Source organism: Terrihabitans rhizophilus (assembly GCF_033898525.1).
Classification (GTDB): Bacteria; Pseudomonadota; Alphaproteobacteria; order Rhizobiales; family Methylopilaceae; genus Flaviflagellibacter; species Flaviflagellibacter rhizophilus.
This window is the reverse complement of the sequence record NZ_JAXAFJ010000003.1, coordinates 138,299-154,859: the sequence shown is the minus strand read 5'-3', so window position 1 is coordinate 154,859 and position 16,561 is coordinate 138,299. Positions and strand designations below refer to the sequence as shown.

7 protein-coding genes, 1 pseudogene and 1 riboswitch (1 of these 9 only partly in view) are annotated in these 16,561 nt (G+C 66.6%); of the genes and pseudogenes, 6 read left to right on the top strand and 2 right to left on the bottom strand.

Going from position 1 to position 16,561, the window contains the following annotated elements; all coding sequences use genetic code 11:
• Positions 1 to 17 precede the first annotated feature (17 nt).
• Positions 18 to 3,745: pseudogene (metH, locus tag SCD90_RS07060) on the bottom strand (methionine synthase).
• Between the two features lie 161 nt (positions 3,746 to 3,906).
• A riboswitch (cobalamin riboswitch) is annotated at positions 3,907 to 4,097 on the top strand.
• A gap of 126 nt (positions 4,098 to 4,223) precedes the next feature.
• Between metH and SCD90_RS07055 the strand changes: the two are divergent.
• The 6 genes from SCD90_RS07055 to SCD90_RS07030 all read left to right on the top strand — a co-directional run bounded on the left by SCD90_RS07055 (position 4,224) and on the right by SCD90_RS07030 (position 10,937).
• Positions 4,224 to 6,137, top strand: coding sequence for a TonB-dependent receptor plug domain-containing protein (locus SCD90_RS07055; protein WP_319843946.1), 1,914 nt, complete (start codon positions 4,224 to 4,226; stop codon positions 6,135 to 6,137).
• A 29-nt stretch (positions 6,138 to 6,166) separates the two neighbouring features.
• Positions 6,167 to 6,997, top strand: a complete 831-nt coding sequence (locus SCD90_RS07050; RefSeq protein ID WP_319843945.1) for an ABC transporter substrate-binding protein — start codon at positions 6,167 to 6,169, stop codon at positions 6,995 to 6,997.
• Positions 6,998 to 7,000: 3 nt separating this feature from the next.
• Positions 7,001 to 7,987 carry a FecCD family ABC transporter permease gene (locus SCD90_RS07045; RefSeq protein WP_319843944.1) on the top strand — a complete coding sequence of 329 codons (987 nt, stop codon included), beginning with the start codon at positions 7,001 to 7,003 and terminating at the stop codon, positions 7,985 to 7,987.
• Complete coding sequence (locus tag SCD90_RS07040; protein ID WP_319843943.1) at positions 7,987 to 8,778, top strand: ABC transporter ATP-binding protein; 792 nt, start codon at positions 7,987 to 7,989, stop codon at positions 8,776 to 8,778. The genes SCD90_RS07045 and SCD90_RS07040 overlap by 1 nt, the downstream gene beginning before the upstream one ends.
• On the top strand, positions 8,775 to 9,323 hold the full coding sequence (locus tag SCD90_RS07035) for a cob(I)yrinic acid a,c-diamide adenosyltransferase (RefSeq protein ID WP_319843942.1): 549 nt from the start codon (positions 8,775 to 8,777) through the stop codon (positions 9,321 to 9,323). The genes SCD90_RS07040 and SCD90_RS07035 overlap by 4 nt, the downstream gene beginning before the upstream one ends.
• Before the next feature lie 132 nt (positions 9,324 to 9,455).
• Positions 9,456 to 10,937 (top strand): MDR family MFS transporter, encoded by a 1,482-nt coding sequence (locus SCD90_RS07030; protein WP_319843941.1) that lies wholly within the window; start codon positions 9,456 to 9,458, stop codon positions 10,935 to 10,937.
• A 62-nt stretch (positions 10,938 to 10,999) separates the two neighbouring features.
• Here SCD90_RS07030 and SCD90_RS07025 read toward each other — a convergent pair whose 3' ends face one another.
• Positions 11,000 to 16,561, bottom strand: the final stretch of a protein-coding gene (locus tag SCD90_RS07025) for an LEPR-XLL domain-containing protein (RefSeq protein ID WP_319843940.1). It continues 24,654 nt past the right edge of the window; 5,562 of the gene's 30,216 nt are visible here — the last part of the coding sequence; its start codon lies beyond the right edge, outside the window; the stop codon is at positions 11,000 to 11,002.

Below are 16,561 nucleotides of genomic sequence, written 5' to 3'. Positions count from 1 at the left end.
CCCGGATGCTGCACGCATCACGAGGCGATGGCGAGGTTGCGCTCGTAGTTCAGGCTGGGCGCAAGCCAGCGCTCGATCTCGGCCACGTCCGCGCCCTTGCGTGCGGCATAGTCCTCGACCTGGTCCTGCTCGATGCGCCCCACGCCGAAATAGGCGGCGTCGGGGTGGCTCAGATACATGCCGCACACCGCCGCGCCGGGATACATCGCCATGCTCTCGGTCAGTTCCAGCCCGGCATTGCGCTCGGCGTTGAGCAGCCGGAACAGGGTGGTCTTCTCGGTATGGTCCGGGCAGGCCGGATAGCCCGGCGCCGGGCGGATGCCCTGATATTTCTCGGCGATAAGCTCCTCGTTGCCGAGGCTCTCATCCGGCGCATAGCCCCAGAACTCCTGACGCACGCGCTGATGCAGCCGCTCGGCGAAGGCCTCCGCCAAGCGGTCGGCCAGCGCCTTGGCCATGATGGAGTTGTAGTCGTCCTTCTGCGCGTCGAAGCGCGCCACGATGTCGTCGAGGCCGACGCCCGCGTTCACCGCGAAGGCGCCGATGTAATCGGCCTTGCCGCTCGACTTCGGCGCGATGAAGTCGGCCAGCGCGAAATTCGCGCGGTCGTTGTCGCGCAGCATCTGCTGGCGCAGCGTGTGGATCGTGGCGATCACCGTGCTGCGGCTGTCGTCGGCATAGACCTCGATGTCGTCATCGCCCACGCTGTTTGCCGGCCAGAAGCCCAGCACGGCGCGCGCTTTCAGCCGGCGCTCCAGCACGATGCGCTTCAACATGGCCTGCGCATCGGCATAGACCGACCGCGCCGCCTCCCCGACGATCGCGTCGTCGAGGATCTGCGGGAAACTGCCGGCCAGTTCCCATGTCGCGAAGAACGGACCCCAGTCCACATATTGCGCGAGTTCACCGAGGTCGTAGCCGTTCAGCGCCCGAATGCCGAGGAACTTCGGGCGCGGCGGCTGGTACTGGGTCCAGTCAATCTTGGCTTTGTTGGCGCGCGCACCGGCGATGGTCTGGCGCGGGCCCGACCTCTTGCCGCGTCCGTGCTTCTCACGGATGCCGCGATATTCGTCCTGCACGCCCTTGATGTAGTCGACGCCCGTCTTCTCGCCGAGCAACTGCCCCACCACGCCCACGGCGCGGCTGGCGTCGGGAACGTAGATGACGCCCTTGCCGTAGTTCGGCTCGATCTTGACGGCGGTGTGCACCCGGCTCGTCGTCGCGCCGCCGATCAAGAGCGGCATGGTCATGCCCTTGCGCTGCATCTCGGCCGCGACATAGGCCATCTCGTCGAGGCTCGGCGTGATCAGGCCGGAGAGGCCGATCACGTCGACCTTCTCGGTCACGGCAGCGTCCAGGATCTTGGCCGCCGGCACCATGACGCCGAGGTCCACCACCTCGTAATTGTTGCACTGCAGAACGACGCCGACGATGTTCTTGCCGATGTCGTGGACATCGCCCTTCACCGTCGCCATCAGGATCTTGCCGGCGGTCTGCTGCGTGTTGCCGGAGATCAGCTTCTCTTCCTCGATGAAGGGCAGCAGGTAGCCCACCGACTTCTTCATCACGCGGGCGCTCTTCACCACCTGCGGCAGGAACATCTTGCCGGAGCCGAACAGGTCTCCGACCACGTTCATGCCGTCCATCAGCGGCCCCTCGATGACGTCGAGAGGACGCGAGGACATCTGGCGCGCTTCCTCGGTGTCGGCGTCGATGAACTCGGTAATGCCGTTGACCAATGCGTGGACGAGGCGGTCACGCACCGGCTGCTCGCGCCAGCTCATGTCCACTTCGGCGGCCGCTCCGGCCTTGAAGTCGCCGGCCACTTCCAGCAGCCGGTCGGTGGCGTCATCGCGCCGGTTCAGCAGCACGTCCTCGACGCGCTCGCGCAGATCGGCGGGGATGTCCTCGTAGGGCGTCAGCTGGCCGGCATTGACGATGCCCATGTCCATGCCCGCGCGGATGGCGTGGTACAGGAAGCAGGAATGGATGGCCGCGCGCAGCGGTTCGTTGCCGCGGAACGAGAACGACACGTTCGACACGCCGCCCGAGACATGAGCGTGCGGCAGGTTCTGGCGGATGCGCCGCGTGCCTTCGAAGAACTCGACGGCGTAATTGTTGTGCTCCTCGATGCCCGTCGCCACGGCGAAGATGTTGGGGTCGAAGATGATGTCTTCCGGCGGAAAGCCGATGCGCTCCGTCAGCAGCTTGTAGGAGCGCTCGCAGATCTCGAACTTACGGTCGGCGGTGTCGGCCTGGCCCTGCTCGTCGAACGCCATCACCACCACCGCCGCGCCGTAGCGCATGATGAGGCGCGCCTGCCGCAGGAAGGGCTCCTCGCCCTCCTTGAGGCTGATGGAATTGACGATGGACTTGCCCTGGACGCATTTGAGCCCGGCCTCGATGACGTTCCACTTGGAACTGTCGATCATCACGGGGATGCGGCTGATGTCGGGCTCGGACGCGACGAGGTTCAGGAAGCGGACCATGGCGGCCTCGCTGTCCAGCATGCCCTCGTCCATGTTGATGTCGATGACCTGCGCCCCGCTCTCCACCTGCTGGCGGGCAACGGCGAGCGCGGCGTCGTAATCGCCGTTCAGGATCAGCTTCTTGAAGCGGGCCGAACCGGTGACGTTGGTGCGCTCACCGATATTGATGAAGCTGGCGGTGGAGACGTCGTTCACGAGCGGGCCTCGAAGGGTTCAAGTCCGGACAGGCGCATCCTGCGCTCGATTTTCGGCACCTCGCGCGGCGGCAGTCCGTGGACGCGCTTGGCGATGGCCCGGATGTGCGACGGAGTGGTGCCGCAGCAGCCGCCCACGATGTTGACGAGGCCGGAATGGCTCCATTCATGGAGATGCTCGCCGGTGGTCTCCGGCTGCTCGTCATACTCGCCGAACTCGTTGGGCAGGCCGGCATTCGGGTAGGACGAGACGAGCGTGTCCGCCACGCGCGAAAGCTCCGCCACATAGGGGCGCATCTGCTCGGCCCCGAACGCGCAGTTCAGCCCCACGCTGAACGGGTTCACATGTCGGATGGAATTCCAGAAGGCTTCCGTCGTCTGCCCGGACAGGGTGCGGCCCGAAAGGTCGGTGATGGTGCCCGAGATCATGATCGGCAGTTCGAAGCCCACCTCGTCGAACACTTCCTGCACGCCGAACAGCGCGGCCTTGGCGTTGAGGGTGTCGAAGATCGTCTCCACGAGGATGATGTCGACGCCGCCCTCGATCAGCGCGTGCGTGGCTTCCTTGTAGGCAAGGCGCAGCTCGTCGAACGACACATTGCGGAAGCCGGGATTGTTGACGTCCGGCGAGATGGAGGCCGTGCGGCTGGTCGGACCCAGCGCCCCGGCCACGAAGCGCGGGGTGCCGGTTTCCTCTTCCATCTCATCAGCCGCCTCGCGTGCCAAGCGGGCACCTTCGCGGTTCAGCTCGGCCGCGATGTGCTCCAGCTTGTACTCGGCCTGCGAGATGGTGGTGGAGTTGAAGGTGTTGGTCTCGAGGATGTCCGCTCCGGCTTCGAGATATTGCCGGTGGATGGCCTTGATGACGTCCGGCCGCGTCAGGGTCAGCAGGTCGTTATTGCCCTGAAGGTCCACCGGATGGTCCAGGAAGCGCTCGGCCCGGAAGTCCTTTTCCTGAAGCTTGTAGCCCTGGATCACCGTGCCCATCGCCCCGTCGAGGATGATGACGCGCGTCTTCGCAAGCTCGTCGAGAGCGGCGCGGCGTTCTTCGCGTGTGGACATGGGATTACCTCGGCGCGGATACGATGCGGGATGACCCGCCTCGGGCGCCCGGTCTATCGCAAAAAGGCAACAACAGCCAAGAAGCGTGACCGGACAGCCATAAAACGGTGATTTCTCAAGGTGATGAGCCCGCGCCCCCTTTGCAATGCGGCGCGATCTGCGGGATGAGCATGGCTGACGGTTCCTCGCAGGAGGATCAAAAGGGAACGCGGTGCGGGGCTTGCCCCAACGCCGCGGCTGCCCCCGCAACTGTAAACGGCGGTCCCGCGCCACATGCCACTGGAGAGATCCGGGAAGGCGGCGCGGGAAGACACCCGTGAGCCAGGAGACCTGCCGTCACGCATGGTCATGCGCGAAAGCATCGGACGGGGTGTGCCGGTGGGTTGTCCTGAAGTGCCGGTCTGCCCGTGGGCAGCGGGCGCGAGGGATGGCGCTCGCGGGTGATGCACCATTTCGGCGTTCCGCCCAGGGCTTGTTCATGTTCCGCGCTTTCCTCCTGTCCTCCGTCGCGCTGTGCGCCACGCTCACCACCGCTCACGCGCAGACCACGCCGGTCGTGAATGGAGACACTGTCTCCGCCGATCTCGAGGAGATCGTGGTCACGGCCAACCGCACGCCGACGCCGGCGAAGGCGGTGGGCAGCGCCGTCACCGTCATCACCCGCGAGGAGCTGGAACAGCGGCAGGTGCGGCTCGTCTCCGACGCCTTGCGAAGCGTTCCCGGCGTTGCCGTGAACCGCGGCGGCGTGCTCGGCGCGAAGACGCAGGTCCGCATCCGTGGCTCAGAGGGCAATCAGACGCTTGTCCTGCTCGACGGCGTGGAACTGAACGATCCTTCGGCCGACAGCGAATACGACTTCGCCAACCTCCTGGTGCAGGACATCGAGCGCATCGAGGTGCTGCGCGGCCCCCAGAGCGCCCTCTACGGCTCGGACGCTGTGGGCGGTGTCATCAACATCATCACCCGGCGCGGCGAGGGCAAACCCCGTCTGTCCGCGTTCGCGGAAGGCGGCACCCGCAACACGGCCGCAGGCGGCGCGTCCATAAGCGGCAAGGAAGGACGGTTCGACTTCCTCGTCAGCGCCCAGGGCCTTCGCACCGATGGCTTCTCCACCGCATCGGAATGGCGCGGCTTCAGCGAGAAGGACGGCTACGAGAACGGCACCGCCTTCGCGAAGTTCGGCTTTCAGGCGCTCGACAATCTGCGCTTCGACTTCGTGGGGCGCGGCACCGACTTCGAAGGAGAGTCGGATGACGATTTCGGCAACGGCCCGTTCGACAGCGATGCCGGCGTCGACGGCAAGCAGTTCTTCGGCCGGGCACAGGCCAAGCTGGACCTGATGGACGGCCGTTGGGAGCACATCCTCGGCGCCAGCCGCTCGCATCTCGAAACCCGTTTTCTGTCTGCAGGCGATCCGACCTACGAGAACGTGGGCGACAAGACCAAGCTGGATTACCAGACCAGCTTCTCCTACCGCTCCGACGCGCTGCCCGACCTCTCGCACAAGGCGACCTTCGCGGCCGAGCATGAGGAGGACGAGGCGACGACCGACAGCTCGTTCTCGAGCTTCGACCGCTCCATCTCGCAGACCGGCCTTGTCGGCCAGTACCAGCTCGGTGTCTGGGACGACCTGTTCCTCACCGGCAGCGTGCGGCACGATCAGAACGACCTGTTCGGCGACCACACCACCTATCGCCTGACCGGCGCCTACACCTTCGAAGCCACCGGCACCAAGCTCCGCGCCTCGTATGGCACCGGCATCAAGAACCCGACCCTGTTCGAGCTCTACGGCAGCACCCCGACCTATAACGGCAATGCCGATCTGGAGCCGGAGAAGGCGCGCGGCTGGGACGTGGGCGTGGACCACTCGTTCCTCGACAACCGCCTGCTGCTGGAAGCCACCTATTTCAACCAGCGCATCGAGGACCTGATCCAGGGCAGCGGCCAGACATCAAACAACCTCGAGGGCACCTCGCGGGTGGACGGCGTTGAACTGGCGGTTTCGGCGAGCCTGATGGAGAACGTCACGCTGCGGGCAGCCTATACATGGACCAACGGCGAGAACCCGACGGGCGAGGAATTGCTGCGGCGGCCCGAGCACATCGCCAGCCTCGACGTGAACTACAGCTTCCTCCAGAACCGCGCGAACCTGAACCTTGGCGTTGTCTACAATGGCGACCAGCGGGATACGATCTTCGACGCCTTCTTCAACCCCGTCGGGGTCGACCTTGGAGACTATGTGCTGATCAACCTTCGCGGTGGCTACAAGGTCACTGAGAACGCCGAGATCTATGGCCGGCTCGAAAACCTGCTCGATGAGGAATATGAGGAGGTCTATGGCTACGGCTCGCTTGGCCGCACTGCCATCATCGGCGCGCGCGTGAACTTCTGACGCGGACGCGGCCGCGCAACGGAACAGGGATGATGCGCTTCCTCCCCATCGCCGCTCTTGCCATGGTGGTCCCCACCGTGGCGACGGCTGCGCCGCAGCGCATCGTCTCGCTCAATCTCTGCGCGGATGAACTGCTGCTCAGGCTCGCGCAGCCCGGGCAGGTGGCCTCCGTCACCTGGCTTGCGCGCGACGAGCGGCAGTCGACCGTCGCAAATCTGGCCGGCGGCATTCCTGCGAATGGCGGGGCGGTGGAGGAGATCCTCGCCGCTCGCCCCGATCTGGTGATCGCCGGCACCTACACCACGCGCACGACAGTGCGTCTCCTGAGACTGGCGGGGCTCGAAGTGCTCGAACTGCCGCCGCCCACCACGCTGGAGGAAAGCCGGGAGGCCATCCGAACGGTTGCCGCCCGGATCGGCGCGCAAGAACGCGGGGAGGCCCTTCTCCTCGATCTGAACGAGAAATTCGCCGGCGCCGCAAGCGTGCAGGCTCCCATACGGACCGCGGTGATCGGTGCCTATGGCTTTCCCACCGGACCGGGTTCCCTGCTGGACGACCTGATCGGCAGAGCCGGTTTCACCAACATCGTCAGGGTGCAGGACGAGAACCGCGAATTTTCGCTGGAAGACGCACTGCTGCTGCGCCCGCAGGCGCTCATCATCGATGCGGAGCCGGGCGGCGGTCCCGCCCTGGCGAGCGAGATCGTGCACCACCCGGCCCTCAGAAAGCTCGCGGCGGACATCGCGATCGTTTCCCTGCCGTCGCGGCTGTGGACCTGCCCCGGGCCCCAGCTTGGCACAGCCGTCGACGTGCTGCGCCGCGCCGCCGAAGGCATCCATCGCCGCCAGCGCGGCTACTGACCCATGCACCCGCGCCTGCTCATTCCGCTTCTCGCCGTTCTGATGGTGGCGCTGATCGCCACGTCGGCGGTCGTCGGCAGCCATCATCTGGACATCGGCTCCGCCATCGCATCGCGTCTTGCCGGCCGGCAGACCGTCGAGAGCGTGGTGTTCTTCGAACTGCGCCTGCCGCGCGCCGCACTGGCGGCGATGGTGGGTTTCAGCCTCGGCATATCCGGCGCGGCCATGCAGGGCTGGCTGCGCAACCCACTGGCCGATCCCGGCGTCATCGGCGTGTCGGCGACGGCGGCGCTTGGCGCGGTCATCGCCTTCTATTCGGGGCTCGCGGCCATCTTCTCCCTGGCCCTGCCGCTGGGAGGCATCGGCGGCGCCATGGTGTCCACGCTTGCGCTCTACCTGCTGGCAGGGCGCGGCGCCGGAACCACCGCGCTTGTCCTTGCCGGTGTTGCGCTGGCCAGCCTCGCGGCCGCCCTCACCGCCCTTGCCCTCAACCTGTCCCCAAACCCCTACGCCACGGTCGAGATCATGTTCTGGCTGATGGGCGGGGTGACCGACCGCAGCGCCGATCATGTGCTTCTCGCCTTCCCCCTGATGGCGCTCGGCTGGCTGCTGCTCTCGCGCTGCGGCCCGCCGCTCGACGCCCTGACCCTTGGCGAGGACACCGCCCGCTCGCTCGGATTCGATCTCCACCAGCTCCGCGCGCAGGTTATCGCCGGCGTGGCGCTCGCGGTCGGCAGTGCCGTGGCCGTCTCGGGGGCCATCGGATTCATCGGACTGATCATGCCGCATCTGCTCCGTCCGATCCTTGGAAACAGCGCAGGCCGGCTGCTGGTGCCGAGCGGGCTTGGCGGCGCGGTGCTCCTCTTGGCGGCCGACATCTTCATCCGCCTCATCCCCGTGCAGCCGGAACTCAAGCTCGGCGTCGTGACCGCGCTCCTGGGTGCGCCGTTCCTGTTCGCGCTCGTCTGGCGCCTGCGGAGCGAGCCCTGATGCGCATCGACGCCGAAAACCTCACCCTTCATCTTGGCGGACGCAAAGTTCTGGACAGCGTCAGCCTCAGCCTTGGCGGCGGTGAACTCGTCGGCCTGGTCGGTCCGAACGGCGCCGGCAAGACCAGCCTCCTGCGCGCCCTTGCCCTACTGGTGGAGCCGACGAGCGGCCAGGTGACCTATGACGGCACCGCGGCCGAGAGCGTGCCCGGCGGGGAGCGCGCCTGCGAGATCGCCTATCTTGCCCAGAATGCGCCGGTGCACTGGCCCCTGACGGTGGAGCGTATCGTCGAGCTTGGCCGTCTTCCCTATCGCGGCAGGGCCGAGGCCGCCCGCGACCGGGAGGCCGTGGAGGCGGCGTTGCGCGCCGCGGGAGCAGAGGCGTTGCGGCACCGCACCGCCGACACGCTCTCGGGAGGGGAGCGCACCCGGGTCCTGCTGGCGCGTGCGCTCGCCGTGGAAGCGCCGATCCTACTGGCCGACGAACCCAGCCAGGCGCTGGACCCCTATCATCAGCTGGGCACGATGGAACTGCTCCAGGCGCAGGCCCGCAACGGCACCGGCGTCCTCGTCGTGCTTCATGACCTTGCGCTTGCATGCCGCTATTGCGACCGTCTCGTGCTGCTGGCAGAGGGCCGCAAGATCGGCGACGGCAGTCCAAGGGAGGTGCTCAATGATCGCGATCTTGAGCGCGCCTATCGCATCAAGGCACTGCGCGGCAGCCATGAGGGTCGCTTCTTCGTGCTGCCCTGGAGCAAGATCGGCCCGCCTACCGAGGACGCACCCGGATGAAGCTGTACACCCGCAAGGGCGATGATGGTGGCACGGCCCTGTTCTCAGGCCGGCGGGCCGAGAAATGGGACGCGCGCGTGGCTGCCGTGGGCGACCTCGATGAACTCTCCGCCGCCATCGGCCTCGCACGGCTGGCAGATCCCGCCTCAGCGCGGGAATTGCACCGCATCCAGAACGAGATCTACGGCATCAGCGCCGCTTTGAGCGCCGAGGGACGCCATGACGATCTCGCGCCCGGGGCCGACGCCGTCCTTCGGCTCGAAGCCTTGATCGACGAGATCACGGACCGGCTGCCGGTCCTGCGCGACTTCATTATTCCCGGACGCGCCGAGGCCAGTGCCCGCCTGCATCTGGCCCGCGCGATTGCACGCCGCTCGGAGCGGGGCATTGCCGCTCTCGATGCACCTGCCCCGGCCCCTGCCGTCCTCGCCTACATCAACCGGCTGAGCGACCTGCTGTTCGCGATGGCGCGCGATGCGGATCATCGCGAAGGCCTGGGCGATGCCGAACTGCGCAGCGCGGCCGATGAAGAGGCTTCGTACTAATACGTTGGTCTGGAATGTGCGCGTGGCGACTGGAAGTTCCGCGCTGCGTCTCCACATCGGTGACAGTCGCTGACCCTCGCGCCACATCCCGCTCGTGGCGCGCCGGCTCCCGGCTCGGAACCACCGCCCAGAATGACCAGCCCCTACGTCCGCCGGCCGCTCGTGCTCGCTTCCATCATGGCCTCCATGGCCATGATCGCGATCGAGGCCACCATCGTCTCCACGGCCATGCCGCAGATCGCAGCGCAACTTGGCGACATCCAGCTCTACGCCTGGGTGTTCGGCTCGTTCCTGCTGACCCAGACCGCGATGACGGTGGTGTTCGGGAAGCTGGCCGACACCTATGGCCGCAAGCCGATCATGCTGATCGGCATCGTCATCTTCCTCATCGGTTCGGTGCTGTGCGGCTTTGCCTGGTCCATGCCGAGCCTGATCCTGTTCCGCCTTGTGCAGGGCATCGGCGCGGGTGCCATCCAGCCCGTCGGTCTCACGGTCGTAGGCGATCTCTACTCGGTGGAGGAGCGTGGCAAGATCCAGGGCTATCTCGCCAGCGTCTGGGGCGTCTCCTCCGTCGCCGGGCCGTTCGTGGGCGGTCTTCTGGTCGAAAACCTTGGCTGGGCCTGGATCTTCTGGATCAATATTCCCATCGGCCTGCTGGCCGGGGCCGGCTTCATCGCCTTCCTCAAGGAGGACGTGGAGCGCAAGCCCCGCAGCCTCGACGTGTCGGGTGCGGCGCTGTTCATCCTGGCGGTGGCCTCGCTGATGTACGCGTTGACGGAAGCTGGCGGGGGAGACGGCACGATGGCAGCCGTAGCCGCACTGGTGTGCGCCGTGAGCGTTGCCTTGTTCCTCGTTCAGGAGCGCCGCGCCAGCGATCCCATGATCGCGCTTGGGCTCTGGACCCGGCGGATCATCGCGACCGTGAATGCAGCCACGCTGCTCAGCGGCATGGTGATGATCGGCCTCACCACGTTCCTCCCAATGTTCGTGCAGGGCGTCCTTGGCCAGTCAGCGCTGATCGCGGGGCTGACGCTGACGGTGATGGTGCTGGGATGGCCCGTCGGCGCGACCCTCGCTGCGCGGAACTTCAAGCGCTTCGGCCTGCGGCCGACCCTTATGTTCGGCGCGATGCTGCTGCCCCTCGGTGCAAGCGTGCTGCTGTTCCTGGAACCCGGATCGTCGCCCAAGCTGGCGGCGCTCGGCTCCATCGTGATCGGCCTTGGGCTTGGCTTCTTCAGCACCTCGGCCATCGTCATCGTGCAGACCAGCGTCGGCTGGGCGGATCGCGGCTCGGCAACGGCCTCGAACATCTTCTCGCGAAATCTCGGCAACACACTCGGCGCGACCGTGCTGGGCGCGGTGTTCAACTTGACCCTTGCGGCGGGCGGCGGCGGTGCGGCGCCGGTTGAACTCGACCAGATCCGCAATCTTCTGGAAGCCGGCAGCGCCGCCCTTTCAGGAGACGTGGCGCAGATCGCCCTGAACCATTCGCTGCACCTGACCTTCTGGGGCGTGTTCCTGATGGCAGGGTTTACCCTCCTGCTGGCGCTGCTCGTACCGGTTCCGCCGAAGGCTGCACCTCAGGAGCAGGTCTCACCGTCTCCGGCGGAATAGGCCGCTAGACACAAAAAGCGCGGCCAAGGCCGCGCTTTTCTTGTTGTTCATGGCAATGGCGGTCAGCCGTTGCGGCGTTCGTCCGGCGGTATGACGACCCAGCTTTCACCATCGAACACGAAGCTCGGCAGACGGTCGATGCCAACCGCTTCCCACGCCGGCTCCTCGTCATCGGAAGCGAGCGGCACCATGCTGCCGTCCTCCTCGTCGAAGAGCCACACGCGGTAATCGTGGTCGAGGAGCTTCAGGCCCTTGTTCTCGACCTTCAGGACGATCTCGCTGCTCTTCACGGCACGGATGACGTCTCGGGTGCTGACGGGTTCCATCGCCACCGCCTTGATCGTGGTCGCCTTGGTGGTGACGCTTTGGACGGCACGGTCCGCATCCGTGAAGCCGATCCACGAACCACCCGCCCGGTCCAGGCCATTTGCTGCCGTGCGGATCGAGCCGGCCATGTCCGCCGTCAGAGGTGACCACATCCAGGCCATCAGCGACGTGCTCTGCGAGCCGACATCCAGCTGGGTGCGGGACACATCGCGCCCGCCGCCTGCGACGAGCGCGTCGCGCGTGCGGTCGAAAGCGATGATGTTGGTGCCCGTACCGCCGGAGACCCTGTCGAAGCCGCCGCCGCCGGAGATCTGGTCGTCGCCGCCATCCCCGCAGACTTCGTCATCGCCAAGAAGGCCGAACAAGACGTCGTTGCCCTCGCCGCCCCGGATCACGTCCGCATCCACCTTGTAGGCGGCGCGAGTGGAGCCATTGACCGCATTGTGGGAATGCAGGCCGCCTAGCGGGCCGAAGCCGTAGATGTAGTTGAACGCCGAGACTGTGGTCGCGCCAACCTCGCCGACGCCGAACAGGCGCACGCCGGTGACCATTCCGACGCCGGCACCGGTGGTGATCTGCGGCAGCATGACGCCGAAATCACCGACCACGATGTCGTTGCCCGCGCCGCCATCGATCGTGTCGCTGCCGATCACGATGTGCCCCATGGCAGGCTTGTACTTCAGGCGCGCATCCGTGCCAGCGGCGTCGAGCCACCAAAGATTGTAGCCACCATCGGTCGACCAGTCGCGCGTGCCCGCGCGCTCCAGCTGAGGCTGCACACCCCAGGCTTCGGCACGTGCCGTCCCACCGATGCCGTTGCCGAGGAACAAGCGGTCCGTGACCTTCACGAGCAGGGTCTGGCCCGCATTGGTCACAGCCGTGGCCTCGGCCGCCTGGTTCAGCACCTCCATCAGCACCGGCTGGAGGATGATGCCATTGTCGCCGATCAGGCTGTCATTGCCGATGCCGCCGCTGATGATGTCGTTGCCGACCTGCAGGGCGAACGGCATCGCGTATTCGAACAGCTGGTTTGCAAGGGCGGCAGACGCCGCCTTCAGCGGATGGTTGGCCGCAAGATGCGCAGCGAGCGCGTTGTCACGGGCGGTGTCCTGCGCCGCGAGCGCACTGGCGATCGCGTTGTAGTCCGCCGTGCTGAGCCCCGCGGTCGCGGTGTTGGTGCTGGAAACACCCGGCAGAACCACCACACCTGCATCGCCGACCACCATGTCATTGCCGTCGCCGGCATCGATCTGGTCGTTGTTCAGGACCAGCAGATGCGTCGCCGGCCGCAGCGCCGTTGCCGTGCCCTTGCCGCCTGCCGCACCGAAGGCGCTGATCTGGGCCACAGCCGCTTCGCGAGCGGTGAAGGACAGGTCCGCGACCACTTCCTGCATGTCCTGCAGGAAGCCATGCAGCTTGAGCGCGGCATCCCTCGTGCTGCCCGCGACGCCGGTCAACGAAGCCGTGCCCGGAACCACGATCAGGCCGCTGTCGCCGAAGATGGTGTCCGTGCCGCCGCCCCCGGTGATCACGTCGTTGCCGGCCCGGACCGTGTAGGGAGACGTCGACGTGCCAGCCGCGTTCTTCGCCGCGTCCTGCGCGAAAGACAGGGTGGAGAAGTCCGTCAGCAGGGACATCATGGACTTGGACAGGCCGGCCAGTTCCGCGTCCATGGCGGCAAAGCCGGTATCCCGCAGCGGCATGATCTGCCCGTGATCGCCGAAGATGGTGTCGTCGCCGTCTCCGCCGTCGATGATGTCATTGCCCATCGGCGCCTGCGAGGCGTGGACGAGGTCCGGCACCAGCGAGGCGTAGACCTGCAGGCTAGATCCGTCTGCCCGGGCGATCATTCCGCCGGTGATCAGGTCCGCGAGCGGCCCCGTCACATTCGGCATGACCTCGATCTGCGGCGCGTTGGGCGTCAGCAGCGAAGGCAGCAGGTTGACGTTGGGGACGATCAGTTCGCCATCCACCGGCAGGCTCAGATTGAGCCCCGGTGCCTGGCCGATGAGGCGCACGGCGTTGATGATCTTCGGCAGATCCGTCGCGAACTCGGCCGTGTTGCTGGCCCGGTCACCGAAGATGGTGTCGTTGCCGGCACCGCCGCGGATCGTGTCGTTGCCGATGCCGCCGATCAGCACGTCGTTGCCGTCGCCGCCTTCCAGAACATTGTCGGATGCCGGCGCCAGATCCACGGCGATAGCCTGCGTGCTCCACGAGTTGGAGCCGCCATTGATGATCTTGCCGCCTGCCGCGTCGAAGGCGCCGGTCATCAGGATCAAATCGGCGCCCAGGAGCTTCGCGGACACATTGCCCGAAGCCGCCGCGTTCGCCGCCGTGTCCATCTGGACCACGCCGGTGACGGTGCCGATCTGCTCGATGATGACGTCGCGGTGCCAGCTGCCGTCGGTGTTCAGGACCGCGCTGCCGTTCGCGTTGAGGGCACGCACGATCTGGCCTTCCTCGGCCAGCACGATGTCGTTGCCCAGGCCGCCGCGCAGCGTGTCCGAGCCGAGGCCGCCGATGATCTCGTCGATCCCATCGCCGCCCTCGATCAGGTCATCCCCGCGCTGGCCGAACAGCATGTCGTCGCCGGCCTCGCCGTAGATGCTGTCATTGCCGCCGATCAGGTCGATGTTGTCGAAGCGAACGACCTGGCGCTTGACCGTGTTGGCGAAAGCCCCCGGGTTCATCGCCCAGGTAACGCCCGCCCAGCTGTCCACCAGCACTTCGCGGAGCACGACACCGTTGTCGCCGAGGATGGCATCGCTGCCCGCGCCACCGTGGATGGTGTCGTTGCCGTCGCTGCCGCCGGCCACGTTATGGCCGCCGATCAGGTCGTCATCGCCGTCACCGCCCAGGATCGTGTCGTCGCCCTGCTGGCCGAGCACCACGTCGCTGCCCTTGCCCGCATCGATCCAGTCATTGCCGCCGCCGTCGCCGGCTCCGGTGAACACCGAAATGGCACGCTGGTTGACCGGCAGCGCCACGTCGTAGAGGCCGTGATCGCCGAGCAGGACGTCATCGCCGTCTTCGCCCCAGATCTGGTCCGCGCCCGTGCCGCCGAACACGAGATCGCGTCCCGCACCGGCCTTGATGACATCGTTGCCGCCCGCGTTCGGGTCGGTCGACCATGCGCGCATCAGCACGCTCGCGCCGTTCACGACCGCGAATTCAGCCCGGCCATTGTCGCCGAGGATCAGGTCTGCGCCGGCTCCCGTCGTGATGATGTCGGCACCCGCGCCGCCCATGACGATGCTGTCGCCGTTGCCGGTCGTGATCGTGTCGTTGCCGCCGATCTCGGGAGCGATGGTGTGGATGATCGTCAGCACGCCGGCTGCGTCGAACACCGCCACGCCGCTGTCGCCCAGCACGATGTCGCTGGCCGCGTCGCCGCCGACGAAGATCGTGTCGTCGTCTGCGCCGCCGAGGACGACGTCCGCCCCGCCTTCGGAGCGGATCTTGTCCTTGCCACCGACACCCGGGTCGATGGAGTAGACGAGGCTGCGCACGCCCGCGAGGAACTCCGCGCGGCCATTGTCGCCGAGGATCACGTCATTGCCGGTACCGGAAACCACCTCGTCGGCGCCGGAGCCTGCGATGACGACATTGTTGCCGGCGCCCGTCTTGATGAGGTCATCGCCGCCGAAAGCCGTGTCCGTCGAGGTCACACTGACGATGACGCCGTTTGCGAACAGCGCCCGGCCATTGTCGCCAAGGACGATATCCCCGGCATCGGCTGCCGATCCGCCCAGGAGGTCGATGCTGTCCGCGCCCGAACCGCCCATGACCACATCGGCACCGCCGGTGGAGGTGATGATGTCATTGCCGCCGACAGCCGGTGCGATCGTGAAGATCTCGCTGCGAACGCCGGCCACGAAGCGTGCCGTCCCGTGATCGCCAAGGATCACGTCGTTGCCCGTCCCGGACATCACTTCGTCCGCGCCGGAGCCGGCGATGACGATGTTGTTGCCGTTGCTCGTCCAGATCTTGTCGCCGGCGCCGGTCTCGACGTCAGTCGAGCTGATCTCGCTGATCACGCCACCCGTGAAGACGGCACGGCCATTGTCGCCGAGCACGATGTCGCCGAGGTCCGCGTTTGTGGTGCGCAGGTCGATGCTGTCCGCACCGGCTCCGCCAAACACCACGTCCGCACCACCCGTCGAGGTGATCGTGTCATCGCCGCCGACAGCCGGTGCGATCGTGAAGATCTCGCTGCGAACGCCGGCCACGAAGCGTGCCGTCCCGTGATCGCCAAGGATCACGTCGTTGCCCGTCCCGGACATCACTTCGTCCGCGCCGGAGCCGGCGATGACGATGTTGTTGCCGTTGCTCGTCCAGATCTTGTCGCCGGCGCCGGTCTCGACGTCAGTCGAGCTGATCTCGCTGATCACGCCACCCGTGAAGACGGCACGGCCATTGTCGCCGAGCACGATGTCGCCGAGGTCCGCGTTTGTGGTGCGCAGGTCGATGCTGTCCGCACCGGCTCCGCCAAACACCACGTCCGCACCACCCGTCGAGGTGATCGTGTCATCGCCGCCGACAGCCGGTGCGATCGTGAAGATCTCGCTACGAACGCCCGCCACGAAGCGCGCCGTGCCGTGATCGCCGAGGATCACGTCGTTGCCGCCGCCGGTGACCACCTCGTCCGCGCCGGAACCGGCGATGACGATGTTGTTGCCGTTGCTCGTCCAGATCTTGTCGCCGGCCCCGGTCTCGACGTCAGTCGAGCTGATCTCGCTCAGCACACCGCCGGTGAAGACGGCACGTCCATTGTCGCCGAGAACCACGTCGCCAAGATCCACACCCGTGGTGCGCAGGTCGATGCTGTCCGCACCCGCCCCGCCGAACACCACGTCCGCGCCGCCCGTAGAGGTAATCGTGTCATCGCCCCCGACATCCGGCGCGATCGTGAAGATCTCGCTGCGGATTCCGGCGACGAAGCGCGCGGTGCCGTGATCGCCGAGGATCACGTCGTTGCCGTTGCCTGTTACGACGAGATCGGCGCCGGAACCGGCGATCACCACGTGATCTCCATCGCTGGTGCGGATTTCGTCGGCGTCGCCATAGCCGGTGTGAGTCGAGGTGACCTCGACGAGAAGGCCGCTCACGAAGGTAATCGCGCCGTTATCTCCGAGGACCAGGTCGCCTCCGGTGTCGCCCGCCGCGCGCAGGTCGATCAGGTCGCGTCCCGAGCCGCCGATGACGATGTCCCGCCCACCCGTGGAGGTGATCGTGTCGTCACCGCCATGCTCCGGCGCAATGGACATGACGCTCTCGCGCACGCCGTTCGCACC

Coding starts and splice junctions, on each gene's coding strand:
- SCD90_RS07055 (WP_319843946.1), top strand. CDS start 4,224: ATGTTCCGCGCTTTCCTCCTGTCCTCCGTCGCGCTGTGCGCCACGCTC.
- SCD90_RS07050 (WP_319843945.1), top strand. CDS start 6,167: ATGATGCGCTTCCTCCCCATCGCCGCTCTTGCCATGGTGGTCCCCACC.
- SCD90_RS07045 (WP_319843944.1), top strand. CDS start 7,001: ATGCACCCGCGCCTGCTCATTCCGCTTCTCGCCGTTCTGATGGTGGCG.
- SCD90_RS07040 (WP_319843943.1), top strand. CDS start 7,987: ATGCGCATCGACGCCGAAAACCTCACCCTTCATCTTGGCGGACGCAAA.
- SCD90_RS07035 (WP_319843942.1), top strand. CDS start 8,775: ATGAAGCTGTACACCCGCAAGGGCGATGATGGTGGCACGGCCCTGTTC.
- SCD90_RS07030 (WP_319843941.1), top strand. CDS start 9,456: ATGACCAGCCCCTACGTCCGCCGGCCGCTCGTGCTCGCTTCCATCATG.